The following is a 16,732-nucleotide window of genomic DNA, read 5'->3' as shown; positions in this document are numbered from 1 at the left end:
ACAACAGAGAGTTTGAGACAAGGTTTAAGGGTACACGTTTGGCTCATTTCGCATGTCCCAATGCGCGTATCGACACCCAAACTCCGCGCTATTCTTTAGAGACCGTGCGCAGCTCGGAGAACTCCGGGTGACATCCGAGTTACATATATGGACACCAGGGCACTTCGCCATTCGTTCAAAAAGTTTATTGCCGTTTCAAAGCGTAAAGCCGCTTGCGCCCATTCCTCACGCAGCCTTGAATTGACAGGGCATATTGCGCTCGTGTTTTTTGCGCCAATTGTATCGCATATTAGTCTGGAAATTTCTGTCAGACACCACATGCACGTAGCAAGGGGGTATTTTACCATGTCATTTATCCAATTTCGCACGGCACCTTTTGCCGTTGGACGCTGGCGGGTTGATCCCGGCGCCCGTGCCATCAGCGATGGCTACGTTGAAAAAAGACTTTCTCCACGGGCTTTTGGCGTGCTCTCAGAACTATGCACCGCCGATGGGCAAACGGTCACTCGCGAGGCGCTTCTGGATGCTGTCTGGCCCAATGTCACAGTGACCGACGAAAGCCTCAGCCAGGCGGTGGCAGAACTGCGGCGGGCCTTCCGCAACGGGAGAAATGCCGAACCAATGATCGGCACCGTCGCCAAGGTGGGCTACCGGTTACTGGTGCAAACCCGGCCGCTTGACAGCGTCACGCCACAGTTCTCGCCGCAGGTCCCGGCAATGTCGATCGATGCGTATATTCGTGTGCTCGAATCGCGTACCGCACTGGCACGCGGAGACCGCGACGCGGTACGTCGCGCAACAGAATTGAGCCGTGAAGCCGTTGCACTTGCGCCGGAGGCTGCCATGGCGCAGGCTCAGCACGCAATTTCGCTGGCGCACACGGGGCTCTATGGCGGTGGCACGAGACAAACACTGCTGGCGGCTGCGGAACATGGCCAGATCGCGGTTTCCAGCGCCGCAACCTGCGCCATATCACACAGCGCATATGGTTTTGCACTGGCCAGCCTTGGCCGCGATTCTGAGGCGAGTATGGCCTTCGCGCGCAGCATCGAGCTGGGAGACCGGGATGGCGAGGGTCACTACCTCGCTGCGCGCTCGGCCTTTGCGTCCAGACGTCATCGCGAGGCCGCCACGCTGGCGATGCGCGCCGCCGAACTGACCGTGGATCCCGCGCGCGCACTCTTTCTTGCGGCCCGCGCTGCCAAGGCTTTCGACTCTTCGCTGTCTTATCGGATTTCGGCGATTTGTCGGCGTGGGGTGGAGGCGCAACTTGCACTGAACCCCGATGATCCAAGGTCCTGTCAGACGCTTGCCCCTGTACTGGCCCTGCTTGGCAAGTCCGAAGCAGCATTCAACAAGCTCTGCGGCCATGGCGCGGCAACTTCGCTCTGCCAGATTCACGACACCTTTGCCTTTGCCACGATGGGCGAACATGATCGTGCATTCGAGGCCCTCTCTTCGGCCGTTGACGAAGGCTACCGGGATCACATGTGGCTCGAGCAAGAGCCCATGCTGCAGAACCTGCGAAAAGACCGCCGATATGCGCGGATCACGCGCCATCTCGCCGCCGCGTGACAACGGCTGGCGTCCTCTTCAATTGATGGGAAACTGCGCCAGGCACTGATTGGCGTAGCGTCGGAAATCATCCAGTGTTTCGATGACATCACGCCGGTCACGCACGATGCGAAGCGCCGCCTTTTTCTGCCGCCATGTGCCGCTGACATGGTCAACGAGGATGCGGACGGTGATGTCCAGCATCACGTCTTTCTCCAACTGGCCGATCCCGCCCGACGATTCCAGGGCCACCGCTGTGAAAGCAAGCGTATTGGCACAGCGCAAGGCGGCGGCCTCTTCGCCGGCGTAGGTTTTCTGCCCTGCCGCCAGGGGCCCGGCACAGATCACCAGCGCCAGCGCGCCAAGGCCACGCCGCAACCTCAAAAGACCTTGAACGTCATCGTCGTCAGCGACCGCTCAATCCCTTTGATGTCCAGTAAATGATCATTGATGTATTTGCCCACATCTTCGTCCTTGGGAATGTAGAGCTTCATCAGCAGGTCGAAATCGCCGCTGGTCGAATAGAGCTCGGAATGGATTTCGCGCAGGGCGATCTCCTCCGCCACCCGGTAGGTCGTGCCCGGTGTGCAGCGGATCTGGATAAAGACGCATGTGGCCATGAATGCTCCTGGTTGGGCGGTTCGCCTCGGCCCCAAGCTGACATATACGGCACGGGCGCTGCAATCCCGAATGTCACATCTTGGCGCGGACCCGCAGGCTGCTATAAGGGCGCGCACTCACTTCAGCCCGGAGGCCCCTATGCGCAGCCACACCCTCACCCGTTCCACTGCGGAGACGGAGATCACCGTGACCCTCGATCTGGATGGCACAGGCTCTTACGACAACCAGACCGGTGTTGGATTTTTCGATCATATGCTGGACCAGCTGGCGCGCCATTCGCTGATCGACATGACCGTGCGGGCACAGGGCGATCTGCACATCGACGACCATCACACGGTGGAGGATACCGGCATCGCCATCGGTCAGGCGCTGGCTGCCGCCCTGGGTGACAAGCGGGGCATCCGCCGTTATGGCGCCTGCCTTCTGCCGATGGATGACGCGCTGGTGCGCGCAGCACTGGATCTATCGGCGCGGCCTTTTCTGATCTGGAACGTCGATCTGCCCACCGCCAAGATCGGGACCTTTGACACTGAATTGGTGCGCGAATTCTTTCAGGCGCTGAGCACCCATGGGGGCATCACGTTGCACGTGGACATGCTGCATGGGCTCAACAGCCACCACATCGCGGAAGCGGCGTTCAAATCAGTCGCCCGCGCGCTGCGCGACGCGGTGGAGGTTGACCCGCGCAAGGCGGATGCGATCCCCTCGACCAAAGGTGCGCTCTGACGTGCTGACGGCGATTATTGACTATGAAAGCGGCAATTTGCATTCGGCGCAAAAGGCGTTTGAGCGCATGGCACGCGAAACCGATGGCGGCGAGATTGTCGTGACCGGGGACGCGGATGTTGTGGCGCGGGCGGACCGCATCGTATTGCCGGGCGATGGCGCCTTTCCCGCCTGCATGGCCGAATTGAAAGGCCATTCCGGCCTCTACGCGGCGATGGTCGAAGCGGTGGAGACCAAGGGCCGTCCCTTCATGGGGATCTGCGTTGGCATGCAGCTGATGGCCAGTTGGGGGCGCGAATACACCGATACCGAAGGGCTCGACTGGATCGCAGGTGACGTGCGCAAGATCGAACCGTCAGATCCCGCGCTCAAGGTGCCCCACATGGGCTGGAATGATCTGGTGCTGGACGGTGCGCACCCGGTCTTTGACGGCATCAAGACCGGGGATCACGCCTATTTCGTGCACAGTTATCACATGGAAGTCGCGCGCGACGAACAACGGTTGGCCCATGTGGACTATGGCGGCGATGTCACGGCGGTGATCGGCACTGGCACGATGATCGGCCTGCAGTTTCATCCGGAGAAAAGCCAGGCTGCGGGTTTGCGCATGATCGGGAATTTCCTCACCTGGCGCCCCTAAGCGGACCGACCGAGTGATACATGGGATGGGCATCCGCGCACTGCCCGCGCGGGTGTCACTCCTGATACTGGCTCGCGACCACGATTGGCGGCGAGCCGAAAGAGACCGTGTTGCCCTCATTGTCCAGTACGGACCAGCGCGCCGCAAAGAGGTAGTAACTGCGCGTTTCCCACCCCGCCTGGTCACGCTTGAAGCGCGGCCGCCACGCGCCTTCGATCAGAACCGGCAATCGAATGTGGTCCGTATCCGGCTCCTTCGCACCACTGGCCGCCGCTTTCTTGACCGCATGAGTCATCATGGCGCGCAATCGCGCCTCCAGCGGGCCCACTTCCTTGACCCGCCGCCCGGCGAAGGCCACTTCGATCTCAATCGTGCGGTTCACGAACCCCCGTACGACAAGATCATTGCGCCCGTTACGCATCATCTGCGGCACCAGCTCAACCGAGAGCTGCCCGACCTTGTTCTTGAACAGACCTGAATCCTCGTATTCAGGTGTCACTTCGGATGCTGGTTTGCGGCGTTGTGGCATTCGGCGGCCCGGTGCGAGTTCCCATCAGAAACGCCCTACCCCCAAGGCGCGGGAGCAAGGATCAACACCTGTATTAAGCCACTACCTGTTAATGAAGCGTTGAGCGGGGGGCTTCGGTCAAGGCCCAAGTCAGTTCTTCCGCCCACATGTAAACGCGGCAGGCTGCCCTATTTTGCGCGCGACCATGTCTGCTTGGAGCAGATCAAGCCACCTGCCACGCAGCCCGACAGGCGCATGCTATCACCGTCAAGTGCGATTTTGCCGATGTAGATTTTATCGTTGGACGGGCGCCAGACCTTACCCTTGTATTTGCCGCCGCCTTCCGCCGCCATATCGATCACCAATGTCTTCCCGATGTTGTTGGACTGGTATTCACCATCCGCATTGAACGTCCGCTCGATCGTGCCGCAGTAGTTCGGCCCACAGGGTGCCATTGCGACCAGAGCATAGGCGCCGTCATCCGGCTGGGTTTGCCAGATGCCTTCGATAGGATCGGCCAGTGCTACACCGCCGCATGTCGCGAGTGCGAGTGCTGCTGTTGTCAGGTTCTTCATATTGTCCTCCCTTTTGCGCGGCAGTCTCCGCATTCCGGGGCGGGCTCTGCAAGCATGACCCTGCGTCGCGTTGCAAAACCATGCCAAAGCGTGCAAGAGACGGTCTATGCCATACCCCATATCGAAACAGGACCCGCACCATGATCCTTTACCCTGCCATTGACCTCAAGGACGGTCAGGCCGTGCGCCTTTTGCACGGGGATATGGACAAATCGACCGTCTTCAACGATGACCCGGTCGCCCAGGCGCAGGACTTTGTCACCGCCGGGTGTGAATGGCTGCATCTGGTTGACCTGAACGGCGCTTTCGCAGGAGAGCCGGTGAATGCGGCCCCGGTCGAATCGATCCTCAAGAGCTGCACCATTCCGGTGCAATTGGGCGGCGGCATCCGCGATATGGCTACAATCGAAGCCTGGCTCGAAAAGGGGCTGACCCGCGTCATTCTAGGCACCGTGGCCGTCGAAAACCCCGATCTGGTGCGCGAAGCGGCACGCACCTTCCCGGGGCATGTGGCAGTGGGCATTGATGCCCGCAACGGGTTTGTCGCCACCAAAGGCTGGGCCGAAGAAACGGACGTACGCGTGACCGAGCTGGCCAAATCCTTCGAAGACGCCGGGGTTGCGGCCATCATCTACACCGACATTCTGCGGGACGGCGCGATGAAAGGCCCCAATATTGACGCCACTGCGGCGCTTGCTCGCGCGGTGTCGATCCCGGTGGTCGCCTCGGGCGGCGTGTCGTCGCTGGAAGACCTGATCGCCCTGCGCGATTGTGGCGCAGATCTTCAAGGCGCAATTTCCGGTCGCGCCCTCTATGATGGGGCCATCGACCTGAAAGAAGCACTTGCAGCACTGAAGGCCTGACAAGCATGATTCCAGTCGTCACCAAAACCGACTTGCCTGTGCAAAGCCGCCTGCACGCACGGATGGCACCGGGTGACTTTCTGGATTGCTACCGGGTCGCCAGCACCCTGCCCGCGCCCTCGGCGGCACGCATCATCGTGGATTTTCCGGGATGGGCAAAAGGTCTTGTCGCCCTGCGCAACCTGCTCACCGCGCCCTTTGGTCTGATGAAGGACGGCCCGGAGGCGGCGGAAAAAATTGGATTTTTCCCCGTTGAATACAGCGCAGACGACGAAGTCATCGCTGGCTTTGACGACAAGCACCTCAATTTCCGCGTCAGCGTCCTGAGCGATGCCGGCATCGTCTTTCTAGCCACCTGGGTGCATCCGCATAATCTGGGGGGGCGCCTCTATCTGCGGTCCATCCTGCCGTTTCACATCCTGATTGCCCGCAACGCGCTGGCCCGTGTTGCCCGCGCTGAACGCGATGGCCGGTCCACCCTCCTGCCGGAATGAGTGCCACATGCTGAAAACCCGTATCATCCCCTGTCTGGATGTCGCCGAAGGGCGTGTCGTGAAAGGCGTGAATTTTGTCGATCTGCGCGATGCGGGCGACCCGGTGGATGCGGCCATCGCCTATGATGCGGCGGGGGCGGACGAGCTTTGTTTCCTCGACATCACTGCCACCCACGAAAATCGCGGCACGATGTTCGACGTGGTCAGCCGGACCGCCGAACACTGCTATATACCGTTGACGGTTGGGGGCGGTGTGCGCACCTCCGCCGATGTGCGCGCCCTGCTGCTGGCGGGCGCCGACAAGGTGTCGTTCAATTCCGCCGCTGTGGCCAACCCCGATGTGGTGGCGGATGCCGCGAACCAGTTCGGCAGCCAATGCATCGTGGTGGCCATCGACGCCAAGACCGTCAGCCCCGGCAAATGGGAGATTTTCACCCACGGTGGCCGCAAGCCAACCGGCATCGACGCCGTCGCATTCGCCCGGACCGTGGCGGCAAAAGGCGCGGGTGAAATCCTGCTGACCTCGATGGACCGTGACGGCACGCGCGCCGGGTTCAACCTGCCGCTGACCCGCGCCATTTCCGATGCAGTACCGGTGCCGGTGATCGCCTCGGGCGGCGTGGGCACGTTGGATCACCTGGTGGATGGCGTCACCGAAGGCGGGGCCTCTGCGGTGCTGGCCGCGTCGATCTTTCACTTTGGCGACTATACCATTGCCGAGGCCAAGACGCATATGGCCGCTGCGGGCATCCCCATGAGGCTGACATGACCCTAGACGACCTGTTCGAAACCATCGAAGCCCGCAAATCGGCGGACCCTGATAGCAGCTGGACGGCACAACTCCTGGCCAAGGGCCCGGAAAAATGCGCCGAGAAATTCGGGGAAGAGGCGGTAGAGGCGATCATCGAGGCGGTGAAGGGCGACAAGGAGCGCCTGACATCGGAGGCGGCAGACGTGCTCTACCACCTGCTGGTCATGCTGGCCGCCTCGGACGTGACGCTGGATGAGGTACTGCGCGAGCTTGGCCGTCGTCAGGGCCAATCCGGACTGGCGGAGAAAGCGGCACGCTCCTAGAGCCGTGATGAGACGATCCCGGTGGCAAAGCCACCCATGCGCAATTCCCCGAACAAACGCTGATATTCGATCTTAGGGCAGCGATTCTGGATCACGGTGACACCGCGCGCTTCGGCCTGTGCAGCGGCATCGGCATGTTCCACCCCGATCTGCATCCAGATCGTCTGCAGCTTTGGAAAATGCGCCAGGGCTTCATCGACAATTGGCGGCACGGCGTCTGAGCGGCGGAAGATATCGACCATATCCACACCACCTTCGATATCGGACAGCGCGCCCCGCACCTTTTGCCCCAATAGCACCTCCCCGGCATGACGCGGATTGACCGGCACCACCTGAAACCCCTTCAGGGACAGGTACCGCGCCACGTAGTAGCTGGGCCGCACCGGGTTCATCGACACGCCCACCACAGCAATGCGGCGCGTGCGGGTCAGAATTTCCTTAAGCTGGGCGTCCGAATAAGTCATGACTCTTCCTACCTGTCCCGACGCCCGAAAAAAAGAGCGCCCGATGCTATAAAGCAAGGGGCGCGCAGAGGTACGGAACGAGGGACAGTCATGAAATCAAAAAGCGTTCCGAGCTCTTTGACATGACACTTAGATATGCGTGCAAACCCGCATATCCAGACTGTCTCGCAAATCTGTGAACGAAACGTTAAGTTTTCGCGCAGAAACCCGCCAGAATGCTCAATCAAAGATATCTTCGATCACGTCAAAGGCCTCTTCCATCAGATGCTGCATGAAACCCTTGCGCCGCTTGTAACTCTGGCGCCGTGGTTTTTGTTTTTTCATTTTCGGGGTTTTGGCCGGTTTCGACGATTTGCGCACGGCGGAGGGGCGCACAAGCTCGGTTTTCCCGGGATGCTCCTGCGGCAGGCGTTTCAACTCGTGCAGCGGCGCGCCGCAGCTGGAGCAGACCAACTCGTGCCGATCCCGGCCCAGCACCAGCGCGGCGCGTGTCCCGCAATAGCAACATGTTGCAATCTTCGTTGAATGAGCCATTCAGCGCGTCCTAAACCTCAAGCGTCATGCGGACGCTCTGGATGCATACAAGGCGATTGCTGCCGCGTTCGAGACGTTGAGCGAGCCGAATTGACCGGCAGCGTCGATCCGCACCAGCGCGTCCACCGTTTCCTTGGTTTTCTCGCGCAGCCCCGGCCCTTCGGCGCCCAACACGAGCGCCACGGGCCGGTCGCGCTTGCCCTCGACCGCCGCCTCAATGGTTTGGGTCGCCTCACCATCCAGCCCCAGCACCAGATAGCCCATGTCCTGCAGGGCCTTGATCGCATCGGCCAGATTGCGGACGCGGATATAAGGTTGGCGTTCAAGGGCGCCGCTGGCGGTTTTGGCCAAGGCCCCGGTTTCAGGGGCGGAATGGTGCCGCGTGCCTACCACGGCAGATGCCCCCAGAACCTCGGCCGACCGCAGGATCGCGCCCACGTTATGCGGATCCGTGACCCGGTCGAGCATCACCACGCGCGGCGATGCCGGGCCGATGCAGACATCCTCCAGACGCCCCCAATCCAGCGGTTTGACCTCCAGCGCGGCCCCCTGATGCACCGATCCAGGATCGAGCGGGGCTGCAAATTTGCGCGAATCGACCACTTCCGGCGTTACGCCGGCGCTCTCGATGGCCTCCGCGAGCTTGTTGTGCGCGTTCAGCGTCACCACCAGCCGCAGTTTTTCCCGCGCAGGGTTCATCAGCGCATCACGCACGGCATGCAGGCCAAAAAGCCAGACCGTCTCGCGGCCTTGCGCCTTTTTATCCTGCTCTTTCTGCACAACCCACTTGGGTTTTTTCATCGGATCGATCCTGTTCATTCAAGCGCCAAAAAGGTTCTGATTTCGCCTTGACGCCTCTGGGCACCGCTTGTAATCACGCCTCCACCGCAGGTGCAATGCATCAGCGGCGTGGGCGACAGGCCGCAAGGTGTGGCAGGGGACTGTAACTCCCTCGCGGAGACGCACGCCTGGTTCGATTCCAGGGTCGCCCACCATCCCGCACTTTGGGGTTGAAATATCTCCTAACACCTTGAAAGGATAGGTGTTTTTCGCGGTTCGATAACCCTCTTTCCGGCAGTACCGCAATGGCTCGGAAAACACCAGTTTGAGCACTGTTCGCTTGAGTGCGAGACTGCCTTTTATATAAAGATTACAAGGATTTGCGAGGAACTCGAACACCGGTTCGATAAACTCGTCATGGTGTCCTTTCGGCGGCAAGGTTTGCTCCGCCTGCTCCACCAGCAAGATCCTCTGACGTTCCAGCTTTTCGATACGGCTCTCGCAGGCTTTCACGACCGTGGAGCTACCGGATTCGACGATCCGGTCGAGTAGCTTTTCGATCTGGCTATCAACACTGCTGATCTGTTCCTGTAGCGCCTCCTTGGCCCGGTGAGCCTCGGACAGGCGCAGCTTCCACCCTTTGACGAACATGGCCTTCGCCAGCCCCAGGATGTGTGTGGCGGGCTGTAAATTCCGCAATAGCGCCTCAACCCCGCCCTCGATATCGGCACGCCGGATGGACTTGCGCTTGGAGGCGCAGGTAGGCGTATCGCAGAGATAATAGGGATAATGCTTGTTGCGGCCCTTTGACCAGCACGAGGTCATGGGCTGCTCGCAATCATCGCACAGCACGAAGCCACGCAAAGGGAAATCCTCGTTGATATCCTTGCGCGCGGGCGCATAGACAGCGCCGCCCAGAATTTCCTGAATGCGCTGATGGATTGCAAAGCTGATCAGGGGTTCATGATGCCCCTTGCGCAAGGAGACGTTCCAATTGGGCGCTTCGACATACCCGGCATAAACGGGCTTCCTCAGCATGTCCTTGACCTTGCTGGGATGCACATAGCCGCTGGTGCCGCTTTTGGGGAATTCCGGCCTGGACTCCAGAAATCGCTTCACTTCGGCTTGCGATGCAAACATGCCGTTGGCGTAGCCGTGCAGAGCTTCGGCAATAATGGAGGCCACAGGCTCATCACGCACGAGAATTTTCCCGTGCGCCTTGTCTTTCGCATAGCGATAACCAATCGGCGGATGGAAGACATAATAGCCCTTCTCCACACGTGCGGTCATTTTCTGGACAACCTGACGGCTGTTTTGCTCCCGCTCCAACTGGCCTTGCGCCGCAAACATCGTCTCGACAAAGCGGCCTTCGGGCGTATCATCGAACTTGAAATTCGGAGACTCCACAACCGCACCGAACGCATCCAGCTTTTCTCGCAAGGTCCAGTGGAACTTGGTGTCACGGGCCAGCCGCTTCAAATCATCGAAAACGACGATGTAGTTTTGATCCTTTTCAGCAGCCAGATAGGCCAGCAAAGCCCGCATGGCCGGGCGTTTCATGAAATCGCCCCCACCCGTGAAATCATCGGTGAAGACCATTTCAACGCTGTAGCCGCGCTCATCTGCATATTGGCGGCAGCGATGTTCCTGGCTCTCCAGACCGTGGCCATCTGTCTTTTGCTTCCGGTCAGAGACCCGGCAGTAAATCACCGCCAGTGCTTCCTTGTCGGGCATCAGGTGTTGTTTTGATTGCATGAGCGATACCTTTCCCGGAAGCGACACCGATCAGTTAGCCATGATCGGGGTCGTCCGTAATTTTGTCAGTTTGTTCGGCAATATTTGCGTTTCCTCTATCGGAATCCGTTTGAGCATCCGTTTCAAGGTCTTTTGTGAGTTGTCCACAGGCCAGTTGGACAGGATGCGTCCCGAACCCGATTTCCACGAAGGTCAGGATGATCGGCCATAGGGCCTGAATGACCTGTCGTTTCTGATCTTCGCTCAGGCCTGGATCATCCAGAAACTCCATGAACCCGGCTTCATCAGCAGCGCTTAAAGACTTCCTTTCGTCGTCTTTCGACGCCGCTGTATCAAAGGCCTGCAGCAGATCGCTGCGCTCAAAATTGTTGCCGTCCATCACTTTCCATCTCCAATTCTTGCATGAGAATAAATCTCGTCATGGCCCGCTGGCCGCATGAGTTGGGTTGTGATCGCCAAAATGGCTGTTGAATGGTTTCCGGCTTCATTGCGCGATCCTTGCGCCCCGGATTATTGGTCTCAGTTTGGGCGAAATTCCTTTGCAAGCCGCTACGGACCTGCGTTTTGCCCGGACCATCACTTACCATTTTACCACCATAGGTAGCATTATCGCAAATATCACCCGCAAAATATGGGGTTTTCAGAACACTGGGCATAGCGAAACGACCTCCTCAGAACGGAATTTCATCGTCGATATGTGACCGCCCGAGGGCCTCGTTAAGCGCGCGCATGGCGGCGTTTCGCTTGTCATCAAGATGCGCGAGATAAGCGATGTGGATGGCCATGGTGGCGGCTTGATCCAGGCTCCGGTCATGATGACGCGCCAGCTCATCAAGCTGGGCCGTGGTAGCCGGACCAAGGCCTAAGTCCGCCAAGGAGCGCTGCTGTTTGCATGTGTGGTGCATAGTGTTTTCCTTCTATCGTTCCTGTTCCTGATCACGGCCTTTGCGGCCAAAATCATGGGCCGTGCGAAAGTCTTCCCGGCCCTTTTGCGAGCGGCTGTGAAAGCGCCATCGCATGCGCCTGGCCAGCCTCGCATTCTCCTGCACAGCCTTTTCGCGGGACGCCGCATCTTCCGGCGTAAGCTCCAGCGATGGATCATCAGGTTTGCGCCGTTCCATCCAATCCAGCATCTCGCGGGTCTTGATGCGTTTCTCGAACAGCTCTTGCGGGGCGGCCTTGCCGTCGCGACGCTCTTGCGCTTGCCCCTCGGCACCGGCCTTGAATTGATCACGGATACCCATCACCGCTCACGCTCCTGATCACGATCTTGATCGCGTGCCCGCGTGGTTTGACGGATTTGGGTGCGGCGCTCGCGGATGGCGTCATAGGATTTCTCGGCCAAACGCGAGAGCTTGAGCAGATCATTTTGCCCAAAGCTTTGCGTGTCGCGATACTGCCCCTCCTTATCCTGGTAGGACCGGGAGAAAGTGACGCTGTGATGTGCGCCTTTCTCATGGGTGTTCTCCCACACGCTGGCCTTGATGTTGCCATCACGCAGGCGTTCTACGGGTGTTTTCTTTTTCTGTTCGTCAGCCATTTTGATCTCCTTTCCTGGCTAGAATTTTGGTTTAAAACCATCGACATATCGCAGCGGCAGGCCGCCGGAATATTGCGGTAGATGTGCGAGGCGCTCTGGCGCGGCCTCTTCGATGATCTTGCGACGGCGTTTGCCGAAAAAAGTGCGCACATGGACGGACTGCATGTCTCGCTCTTCATTGGGGTTCGGCAGGTAGTGCCCGGCAAACCGCCGCTGAGTAAAGTAAGGGCGCTTATCCGCAATAAAGGGATGGAGGTGATACCCCCGCGCAATGACCAGCATGCGACCCTCATCCAGATTCAAAAGCTGATCCGGTTCCATCAGGGCCTTGCGCATCTTGGTCTTGTGTTGCGCCTCATAGTCGTAGCGGCGCATTTGCAAGCCTGCCTCGTATGGGTCGCCGCCTTCCAGCATGACTTTCCGCCATGCTTCGGCAGCGGCCACCTCGGCACGTTTCTGGATCAGCGGATCATCCACGGCGATGGTCTGGAAGCCCAAGGCCAGAGACCGCGCTTTGGCCGTCTCAAAATCTCGGATGCCGCCGCCTAGATCGAGCGTGATGGCCGCGTTGGCCTCAAGCGTGGCCTTGCCTGTAGAACCAAGATTGCGCAGGATTTGCCCGTCATCCTGATAGAAGACGTATGGCGTCAGGCCGTAGCCCCGGCCAATCGAGAAGAACTCTGCCAGTTCGCCAAAGCGACCGAGACGCGCCGCCTCATCAATCAGCAGATTGACCGACCGGGCTTGGGGGCTCCGCTGCTTGATTGTGCGAATGGCCGAGAAAAACTGACGCACGAGCGGCGCGAGCGGCTCCAACTTGTCATCGGCGATGACGAACGAGACGATCACTGGCCTGTTGCCTGTGATAACCTCCAGCGAGAAATCCGCCGCCTTGTCATCCACGAAGGTGTCCCGCAAATGCGAATCGGTCATGAATGAGAGCGCATTGCTCAGGCCGCCCATGATGCTGTCAAACAGCTTCGGTGATCCGGCGTAGGTCTCTTTGATTTCCATGAAGGTGGCGCGCAAATCCGGCGTGCCAGCCTCCGTCGCCAGATCAGCCCATGCAGTAAAAGCTTCAAAATCTGCGCGCATTGCGGCCACGATATTGAACAGCGCCATAAACGATGTGCCGCCAGACAGATGGACATCGCCGCGCACAATCGCATCGCCAAAGCGGCGCGCCGATTGATCGAAGAATTTGTTATCGCCGCTTGAATCCGGCAGAAGCGTCAGCATGAAACGCTGGCTATCCGGCACAAGGCTGGTTGAATCTGGCTTAAGGTGCGAGAGCAACGACACGCGGAGCGCCGGAAAGTCTGCGACGCCGAAAGGATCAATGACGTAAAGTGGCTTACCAACCTGCGCGCAATGCGCTTCGATTATTCGGCTTAGCTCAGCGTTCTTCACATCCAGCAGAACGAAGGACTCAGCTGGACTTCCGAGGATCATGGGCACTGCGATTTGTGAGGTTTTACCGCAACCCGCACCGCCTGTAATTTTTACGCCAGCACGGTTGCTGTGATGGATCGGCTTCTCGCCAACAAGCCCAAATTCAACGCCTTTGGGCTTAAGCAAGCCCGTATCTTGCACCTCATCAAGGCGCGCAAAACGGGCATCGCCATAGGGCGAGCTACTCTGGTATGTCACGTGGATTGTCCTTAGATTGGGCCGGTATGGCGGCAGACTTTGCTGCCATACCGGGACTTCATCGTCTCAAAGTGGGAGGCTGGTTCGGGTCCAATCGACGCCAGTCTCTCACTTCTCGGTGTATTGCCGCTTCGAGGGGATCAAAGACGCGATCTTGAAAAGGATAGCTGATAACGCTCCAAGCCCTGCGGTGATCATCACACCCACGGCGAGCGCGTCGTTTAGATACGCACCATAAAGCATGAAAAGCGCAAATACACCGATGCAACCAGCAAGTCCTTCAAGGAAGGATTTGAAAGGTCCCGAGACTTTTGTTTTCTTAAATTCAGCCATGTTTACTCCTTTTGGCTTGAGACCCAGAAATGGGCGGGAATTGACCTTTGACAGGATTGTCAAAAGCCAAGAACGGGCAGCGGAGACCCGCTACGAACTGTGAAGGTGATGGCGCTCAAGATCAGCGCGGTCAGCACGATCTTGAAGAACTTGTAGGCGATACCGCCACCAAGAACGTAAGTGCTAAGCGTGGCGATATAGGCCAGTTCAACTGGAACCCTCGCTTCGAAGTAAGCAAGCACGGCATCAAAGTATCCTTCAATTGCATTGGCCATCACGAAGATGGTCAGCACTGCCGATAGTAAGCCTGCCAGATGCTCGACATCCCTTCTTTTATTGTCAGGTGGTTGGTTCAATTTCATTCCTTTCATGTGCGCAGAAGACGTAGGTATCCTGTCACCGGACTCGCGCTTTTTCCGGCGGGGAATTGGGTTCTTTTGTAGATCAATCGTGGAAGCATATGTGTTAACACGTGATACCTATTTCAAGGCATCAACGGTATAATCTGCTAACATTTCTTGTGAAAACTAGGAAATCTCTGGTTTTTCAGTATCTTCGCCCGGTGTCGGTTCCAGCAAAGCGCGGACATCAAGCCCTTCTTCAATCGCTTTTACGACAGCAGCGCGCAGCCAGTCATTACGCGGAACACCCGCTTCATCGGCAGCGCCGACAACGGCATCAAAAAGGCTATCTTCCAAACGAAGGCCCACTTGTTTCTTGTGAACTTTTCCTGACGTGGACAAACCCTCAACCTTTACACTCTGTGGAGATGATCCGCCTTTTACTGGCGGCGGTGATTGCTTTGCGGCCCCGGCTGCGAATTGTCTGCGCATCCATTCCTGCTGAGACAGCCCTGCATCGCGCGCAGCATTTTGAACAGCTTCCAGAAGCGTTTCGCTTAGTCTGACTGATCTTTGTACAAGCTGGCCGTCGTCCTTATCCAATTTCTCTTCAACATCTTGATTTTTATTATTTTTATTCCCTCCAATATACCCGACCATCGCATTTGGGTCAAATTCCGCTGGCTGGTATTGCTCCAGTTCATCCTGCAACTGAGCAATTTGATCTTTGAGAAATAGCTTCTGTTTCCTCAGGCGTCCCAGAGTGAGGACATCAGCGTTCCGCATTCTATCAATTGCGTCGACAAGATCACGGTGTTCCTGTTCCGTCACCCGGAGTTTAAGTCTCAGAAGCTCTTCAGCCCGCATCGCGCCTGCAACACCTTCCTCCTTTAGGTCATCACTCATCGGTTAGCCTCCATCTTGTATAAGTACGGCGCGGTATCATCTGTTAGCAGATATGCGAGGAATGTCAAAAGAGTTGGTGTTGCACATGGCCAGTTAACGCCGCCTTAACCAATTTTATGCATAATATTCAGTGTGATACGAGATATTGATCTAGAAACGTTCAGCCTGAAAGCGCAATTTACTAAACACGCGCAGGATTTTGACGACCTGCAGAATGAGATGGCCGGGCGCGATGTCGGGCGGATTGAACGGTTCCTGAACGCTGACATCCGCGAAGACAAGATCAGCGGCAAACGCGGCACCCGCAAAGATGCGGGCCTGACCAATCTGCAAATCCTGATGATAAACAATCCGGCCTATGCCGCGCTGTTCGAGGAAACCTTTCAGGTTCTAAGTGACGCTCAGCGCGAGTTGGATGACTTGCTCCAGCGCGTTCAAGCCGAGATCAAACAAGCCAATGCTGCGCTTGACGACAAGTTGGATCGCGCGGCGAAACTACCGGATGGAACCAAGGTGTTCAAAGATCAAAACGGCGATATCCGCACAGAGGATGGCACATTGGTGGCCCCGGAACTTGCAGCCACAATTCTCTGGCGCGGCGATGAACCAACACTTGAAGCGGTCAATGCGGACAAGGAACGGCTCAATCGCCTGAGTGATTTGGCCGATGATGTGCGCGCTGGCCAGGCCGAGATCGGTGGCATGCAATCCGGCATGGCGGATGAAACCGAGCCGCCAAGCGCCGATGACTTGAACGGTTTCAAGAAACGCGCCGAGGAAATCACCCAAGGCACCGAACAACGATTTGAACAGGAAATGACGCGCTCAGCGCCAACTGTCTCTAAGACCAGCGTAGAAGCTACGTCTGACTTGGTCGTGCCAAAACTCTAACCATATCAGAAATCCCCGCACTCCTTCTCAATCACGGCCAGGATGACGGCTTGAGGGTGAAAGTCCGGCAATCCGCGCATCACTTCTAAAATTCGGGCAGATCGCTGCGGTTGGCTGGCGTCGCCGCCGCCAAACCACGCATCAATGCATTCCGCAATATGGCCATGCTCACCCGTTTGCGTTGCGACAATCCCGATCATGGTGACAGAGGCCTGAAAGTAACCGTCCTGCTTGTCTGCGCTCCATTCCAGTACATCCGCGCTGGTGAACCCATCGGCAAAAGATTGCTGTGGACAGACTAGGCAAACCGCCAGAAACGCTTTGCCGGATGCCTTTAATACATTGATCATAAACGAAGGTTTTTGATCACCCGCACTTTAACAGGAGGAAATATGGGCGTATACACGGAAAGCCGCGATTTGCGGCGCATCGCATCGGCAAAACGGGTCAAAGCGGTGCGACAGCGGTCTTGCTCAGAAAGGT

25 protein-coding genes, 1 tRNA gene and 1 pseudogene are annotated in these 16,732 nt (G+C 57.9%); 9 read left to right on the top strand and 18 right to left on the bottom strand.

The window, feature by feature from the left end:
* Positions 1–345 precede the first annotated feature (345 nt).
* Positions 346–1,575, top strand: a complete 1,230-nt coding sequence (locus Q1A52_RS14090) for a winged helix-turn-helix domain-containing protein (RefSeq protein WP_300016473.1) — start codon at positions 346–348, stop codon at positions 1,573–1,575.
* A gap of 18 nt (positions 1,576–1,593) precedes the next feature.
* Here Q1A52_RS14090 and Q1A52_RS14085 read toward each other — a convergent pair whose 3' ends face one another.
* Together Q1A52_RS14085 and Q1A52_RS14080 are read right to left on the bottom strand one after the other, a co-directional pair.
* Complete coding sequence (locus Q1A52_RS14085) at positions 1,594–1,932, bottom strand: hypothetical protein (RefSeq protein WP_300016470.1); 339 nt, start codon at positions 1,930–1,932, stop codon at positions 1,594–1,596.
* A gap of 2 nt (positions 1,933–1,934) precedes the next feature.
* Complete coding sequence (locus tag Q1A52_RS14080; RefSeq protein WP_195820631.1) at positions 1,935–2,174, bottom strand: Lrp/AsnC ligand binding domain-containing protein; 240 nt, start codon at positions 2,172–2,174, stop codon at positions 1,935–1,937.
* Between the two features lie 139 nt (positions 2,175–2,313).
* Between Q1A52_RS14080 and hisB the strand changes: the two genes are divergently transcribed.
* A complete protein-coding gene (gene hisB / locus Q1A52_RS14075; protein ID WP_299827129.1) occupies positions 2,314–2,901 on the top strand; it encodes an imidazoleglycerol-phosphate dehydratase HisB in 588 nt (195 codons plus the stop codon).
* Between the two features lies 1 nt (position 2,902).
* Positions 2,903–3,541, top strand: coding sequence for an imidazole glycerol phosphate synthase subunit HisH (gene hisH, locus Q1A52_RS14070; RefSeq protein WP_300017325.1), 639 nt, complete (start codon positions 2,903–2,905; stop codon positions 3,539–3,541).
* A 55-nt stretch (positions 3,542–3,596) separates the two neighbouring features.
* Here the strand turns inward: hisH and Q1A52_RS14065 are convergent, their stop codons facing one another.
* Both Q1A52_RS14065 and Q1A52_RS14060 read right to left on the bottom strand, forming a co-directional pair.
* Positions 3,597–4,070 carry a hypothetical protein gene (locus Q1A52_RS14065; protein ID WP_300016467.1) on the bottom strand — a complete coding sequence of 158 codons (474 nt, stop codon included), beginning with the start codon at positions 4,068–4,070 and terminating at the stop codon, positions 3,597–3,599.
* A gap of 167 nt (positions 4,071–4,237) precedes the next feature.
* Positions 4,238–4,624 carry a DUF2147 domain-containing protein gene (locus Q1A52_RS14060; protein WP_300016465.1) on the bottom strand — a complete coding sequence of 129 codons (387 nt, stop codon included), beginning with the start codon at positions 4,622–4,624 and terminating at the stop codon, positions 4,238–4,240.
* 140 nt (positions 4,625–4,764) lie between these two features.
* On the opposite strand from Q1A52_RS14060, the gene hisA reads away from it, so the two are divergent.
* Genes hisA through Q1A52_RS14040 form a run of 4 tightly spaced genes read left to right on the top strand, consistent with a single transcriptional unit; the run spans position 4,765 to position 7,055 of the window.
* Positions 4,765–5,487 carry a 1-(5-phosphoribosyl)-5-[(5-phosphoribosylamino)methylideneamino]imidazole-4-carboxamide isomerase gene (hisA, locus tag Q1A52_RS14055; RefSeq protein ID WP_300016462.1) on the top strand — a complete coding sequence of 241 codons (723 nt, stop codon included), beginning with the start codon at positions 4,765–4,767 and terminating at the stop codon, positions 5,485–5,487.
* A 5-nt stretch (positions 5,488–5,492) separates the two neighbouring features.
* Positions 5,493–5,981 carry a DUF2867 domain-containing protein gene (locus tag Q1A52_RS14050; protein WP_300016459.1) on the top strand — a complete coding sequence of 163 codons (489 nt, stop codon included), beginning with the start codon at positions 5,493–5,495 and terminating at the stop codon, positions 5,979–5,981.
* A gap of 7 nt (positions 5,982–5,988) precedes the next feature.
* Positions 5,989–6,750: an imidazole glycerol phosphate synthase subunit HisF gene (hisF, locus tag Q1A52_RS14045; protein ID WP_300016456.1), complete on the top strand. Its 762-nt coding sequence runs from the start codon at positions 5,989–5,991 to the stop codon at positions 6,748–6,750.
* Positions 6,747–7,055: a phosphoribosyl-ATP diphosphatase gene (locus Q1A52_RS14040; RefSeq protein ID WP_300016453.1), complete on the top strand. Its 309-nt coding sequence runs from the start codon at positions 6,747–6,749 to the stop codon at positions 7,053–7,055. The genes hisF and Q1A52_RS14040 overlap by 4 nt, the downstream gene beginning before the upstream one ends.
* Here the strand turns inward: Q1A52_RS14040 and Q1A52_RS14035 are convergent.
* The 3 genes from Q1A52_RS14035 to rlmB all read right to left on the bottom strand — a co-directional run bounded on the left by Q1A52_RS14035 (position 7,052) and on the right by rlmB (position 8,854).
* Positions 7,052–7,519, bottom strand: a complete 468-nt coding sequence (locus Q1A52_RS14035; RefSeq protein WP_300016450.1) for a CoA-binding protein — start codon at positions 7,517–7,519, stop codon at positions 7,052–7,054. The genes Q1A52_RS14040 and Q1A52_RS14035 overlap by 4 nt on opposite strands.
* Before the next feature lie 219 nt (positions 7,520–7,738).
* Positions 7,739–8,053, bottom strand: coding sequence for a hypothetical protein (locus tag Q1A52_RS14030; RefSeq protein WP_300016447.1), 315 nt, complete (start codon positions 8,051–8,053; stop codon positions 7,739–7,741).
* Between the two features lie 24 nt (positions 8,054–8,077).
* Entirely contained in the window at positions 8,078–8,854 is a 777-nt protein-coding gene (gene rlmB, locus Q1A52_RS14025; protein WP_300016444.1) for a 23S rRNA (guanosine(2251)-2'-O)-methyltransferase RlmB, read from the bottom strand.
* 110 nt (positions 8,855–8,964) lie between these two features.
* On the opposite strand from rlmB, the gene Q1A52_RS14020 reads away from it, so the two are divergent.
* Positions 8,965–9,048 (top strand) — tRNA-Tyr (locus Q1A52_RS14020).
* 493 nt (positions 9,049–9,541) lie between these two features.
* On the opposite strand, the pseudogene Q1A52_RS22885 reads toward Q1A52_RS14020, so the two are convergent.
* The 10 genes and pseudogenes from Q1A52_RS22885 to Q1A52_RS22880 all read right to left on the bottom strand — a co-directional run.
* Positions 9,542–10,567: pseudogene (locus Q1A52_RS22885) on the bottom strand (recombinase family protein); the annotation flags it as partial.
* Positions 10,568–10,622: 55 nt separating this feature from the next.
* A complete protein-coding gene (locus tag Q1A52_RS14010; protein WP_300016438.1) occupies positions 10,623–10,970 on the bottom strand; it encodes a hypothetical protein in 348 nt (115 codons plus the stop codon).
* Entirely contained in the window at positions 10,948–11,244 is a 297-nt protein-coding gene (locus Q1A52_RS14005; protein WP_300016435.1) for a hypothetical protein, read from the bottom strand. Before Q1A52_RS14005 ends, Q1A52_RS14010 begins: the two co-directional genes overlap by 23 nt.
* Before the next feature lie 15 nt (positions 11,245–11,259).
* Entirely contained in the window at positions 11,260–11,493 is a 234-nt protein-coding gene (locus Q1A52_RS14000; protein ID WP_300016432.1) for a hypothetical protein, read from the bottom strand.
* 12 nt (positions 11,494–11,505) lie between these two features.
* Entirely contained in the window at positions 11,506–11,832 is a 327-nt protein-coding gene (locus tag Q1A52_RS13995) for a hypothetical protein (protein ID WP_300016429.1), read from the bottom strand.
* The gene (locus Q1A52_RS13990; protein ID WP_300016426.1) at positions 11,832–12,128 is read right to left on the bottom strand and encodes a hypothetical protein; all 297 of its coding nucleotides are present in this window, start codon (positions 12,126–12,128) and stop codon (positions 11,832–11,834) included. Before Q1A52_RS13990 ends, Q1A52_RS13995 begins: the two co-directional genes overlap by 1 nt.
* Positions 12,129–12,146: 18 nt before the next feature.
* Positions 12,147–13,778, bottom strand: a complete 1,632-nt coding sequence (locus tag Q1A52_RS13985; protein WP_300016423.1) for a type IV secretory system conjugative DNA transfer family protein — start codon at positions 13,776–13,778, stop codon at positions 12,147–12,149.
* 108 nt (positions 13,779–13,886) lie between these two features.
* Complete coding sequence (locus tag Q1A52_RS13980) at positions 13,887–14,111, bottom strand: hypothetical protein (protein ID WP_300016420.1); 225 nt, start codon at positions 14,109–14,111, stop codon at positions 13,887–13,889.
* A gap of 59 nt (positions 14,112–14,170) precedes the next feature.
* Positions 14,171–14,482, bottom strand: coding sequence for a hypothetical protein (locus tag Q1A52_RS13975; protein WP_300016417.1), 312 nt, complete (start codon positions 14,480–14,482; stop codon positions 14,171–14,173).
* A 156-nt stretch (positions 14,483–14,638) separates the two neighbouring features.
* Positions 14,639–15,358 carry a YdcH family protein gene (locus Q1A52_RS22880; protein WP_367278043.1) on the bottom strand — a complete coding sequence of 240 codons (720 nt, stop codon included), beginning with the start codon at positions 15,356–15,358 and terminating at the stop codon, positions 14,639–14,641.
* A 132-nt stretch (positions 15,359–15,490) separates the two neighbouring features.
* Here Q1A52_RS22880 and Q1A52_RS13965 point away from each other — a divergent pair, with 132 nt between their 5' ends.
* Positions 15,491–16,249, top strand: coding sequence for a hypothetical protein (locus Q1A52_RS13965; protein ID WP_300016414.1), 759 nt, complete (start codon positions 15,491–15,493; stop codon positions 16,247–16,249).
* Positions 16,250–16,254: 5 nt separating this feature from the next.
* On the opposite strand, the gene Q1A52_RS13960 is transcribed toward Q1A52_RS13965, so the two are convergent.
* Positions 16,255–16,599 carry a hypothetical protein gene (locus tag Q1A52_RS13960; protein WP_300016411.1) on the bottom strand — a complete coding sequence of 115 codons (345 nt, stop codon included), beginning with the start codon at positions 16,597–16,599 and terminating at the stop codon, positions 16,255–16,257.
* Between the last annotated feature and the right edge of the window lie 133 nt (positions 16,600–16,732).

The organism is uncultured Roseobacter sp., from assembly GCF_947488185.1.
Lineage (GTDB): Bacteria > Pseudomonadota > Alphaproteobacteria > Rhodobacterales > Rhodobacteraceae > Roseobacter.
Note: the sequence above shows the minus strand (reverse complement) of the source record. Positions and strands in the feature narration are given on the sequence as shown.

Coding starts and splice junctions, on each gene's coding strand:
- Q1A52_RS14005 (WP_300016435.1), bottom strand. CDS start 11,244: ATGCCCAGTGTTCTGAAAACCCCATATTTTGCGGGTGATATTTGCGAT.
- Q1A52_RS22880 (WP_367278043.1), bottom strand. CDS start 15,358: ATGAGTGATGACCTAAAGGAGGAAGGTGTTGCAGGCGCGATGCGGGCT.
- Q1A52_RS14065 (WP_300016467.1), bottom strand. CDS start 4,070: ATGCCACAACGCCGCAAACCAGCATCCGAAGTGACACCTGAATACGAG.
- Q1A52_RS14035 (WP_300016450.1), bottom strand. CDS start 7,519: ATGACTTATTCGGACGCCCAGCTTAAGGAAATTCTGACCCGCACGCGC.
- Q1A52_RS14000 (WP_300016432.1), bottom strand. CDS start 11,493: ATGCACCACACATGCAAACAGCAGCGCTCCTTGGCGGACTTAGGCCTT.
- Q1A52_RS14030 (WP_300016447.1), bottom strand. CDS start 8,053: ATGGCTCATTCAACGAAGATTGCAACATGTTGCTATTGCGGGACACGC.
- hisA (WP_300016462.1), top strand. CDS start 4,765: ATGATCCTTTACCCTGCCATTGACCTCAAGGACGGTCAGGCCGTGCGC.
- hisF (WP_300016456.1), top strand. CDS start 5,989: ATGCTGAAAACCCGTATCATCCCCTGTCTGGATGTCGCCGAAGGGCGT.
- Q1A52_RS13975 (WP_300016417.1), bottom strand. CDS start 14,482: ATGAAAGGAATGAAATTGAACCAACCACCTGACAATAAAAGAAGGGAT.
- Q1A52_RS14040 (WP_300016453.1), top strand. CDS start 6,747: ATGACCCTAGACGACCTGTTCGAAACCATCGAAGCCCGCAAATCGGCG.
- Q1A52_RS14050 (WP_300016459.1), top strand. CDS start 5,493: ATGATTCCAGTCGTCACCAAAACCGACTTGCCTGTGCAAAGCCGCCTG.
- Q1A52_RS14090 (WP_300016473.1), top strand. CDS start 346: ATGTCATTTATCCAATTTCGCACGGCACCTTTTGCCGTTGGACGCTGG.
- Q1A52_RS13980 (WP_300016420.1), bottom strand. CDS start 14,111: ATGGCTGAATTTAAGAAAACAAAAGTCTCGGGACCTTTCAAATCCTTC.
- hisB (WP_299827129.1), top strand. CDS start 2,314: ATGCGCAGCCACACCCTCACCCGTTCCACTGCGGAGACGGAGATCACC.
- rlmB (WP_300016444.1), bottom strand. CDS start 8,854: ATGAAAAAACCCAAGTGGGTTGTGCAGAAAGAGCAGGATAAAAAGGCG.
- Q1A52_RS13995 (WP_300016429.1), bottom strand. CDS start 11,832: ATGGGTATCCGTGATCAATTCAAGGCCGGTGCCGAGGGGCAAGCGCAA.
- Q1A52_RS13960 (WP_300016411.1), bottom strand. CDS start 16,599: ATGATCAATGTATTAAAGGCATCCGGCAAAGCGTTTCTGGCGGTTTGC.
- Q1A52_RS13990 (WP_300016426.1), bottom strand. CDS start 12,128: ATGGCTGACGAACAGAAAAAGAAAACACCCGTAGAACGCCTGCGTGAT.
- Q1A52_RS14080 (WP_195820631.1), bottom strand. CDS start 2,174: ATGGCCACATGCGTCTTTATCCAGATCCGCTGCACACCGGGCACGACC.
- Q1A52_RS14060 (WP_300016465.1), bottom strand. CDS start 4,624: ATGAAGAACCTGACAACAGCAGCACTCGCACTCGCGACATGCGGCGGT.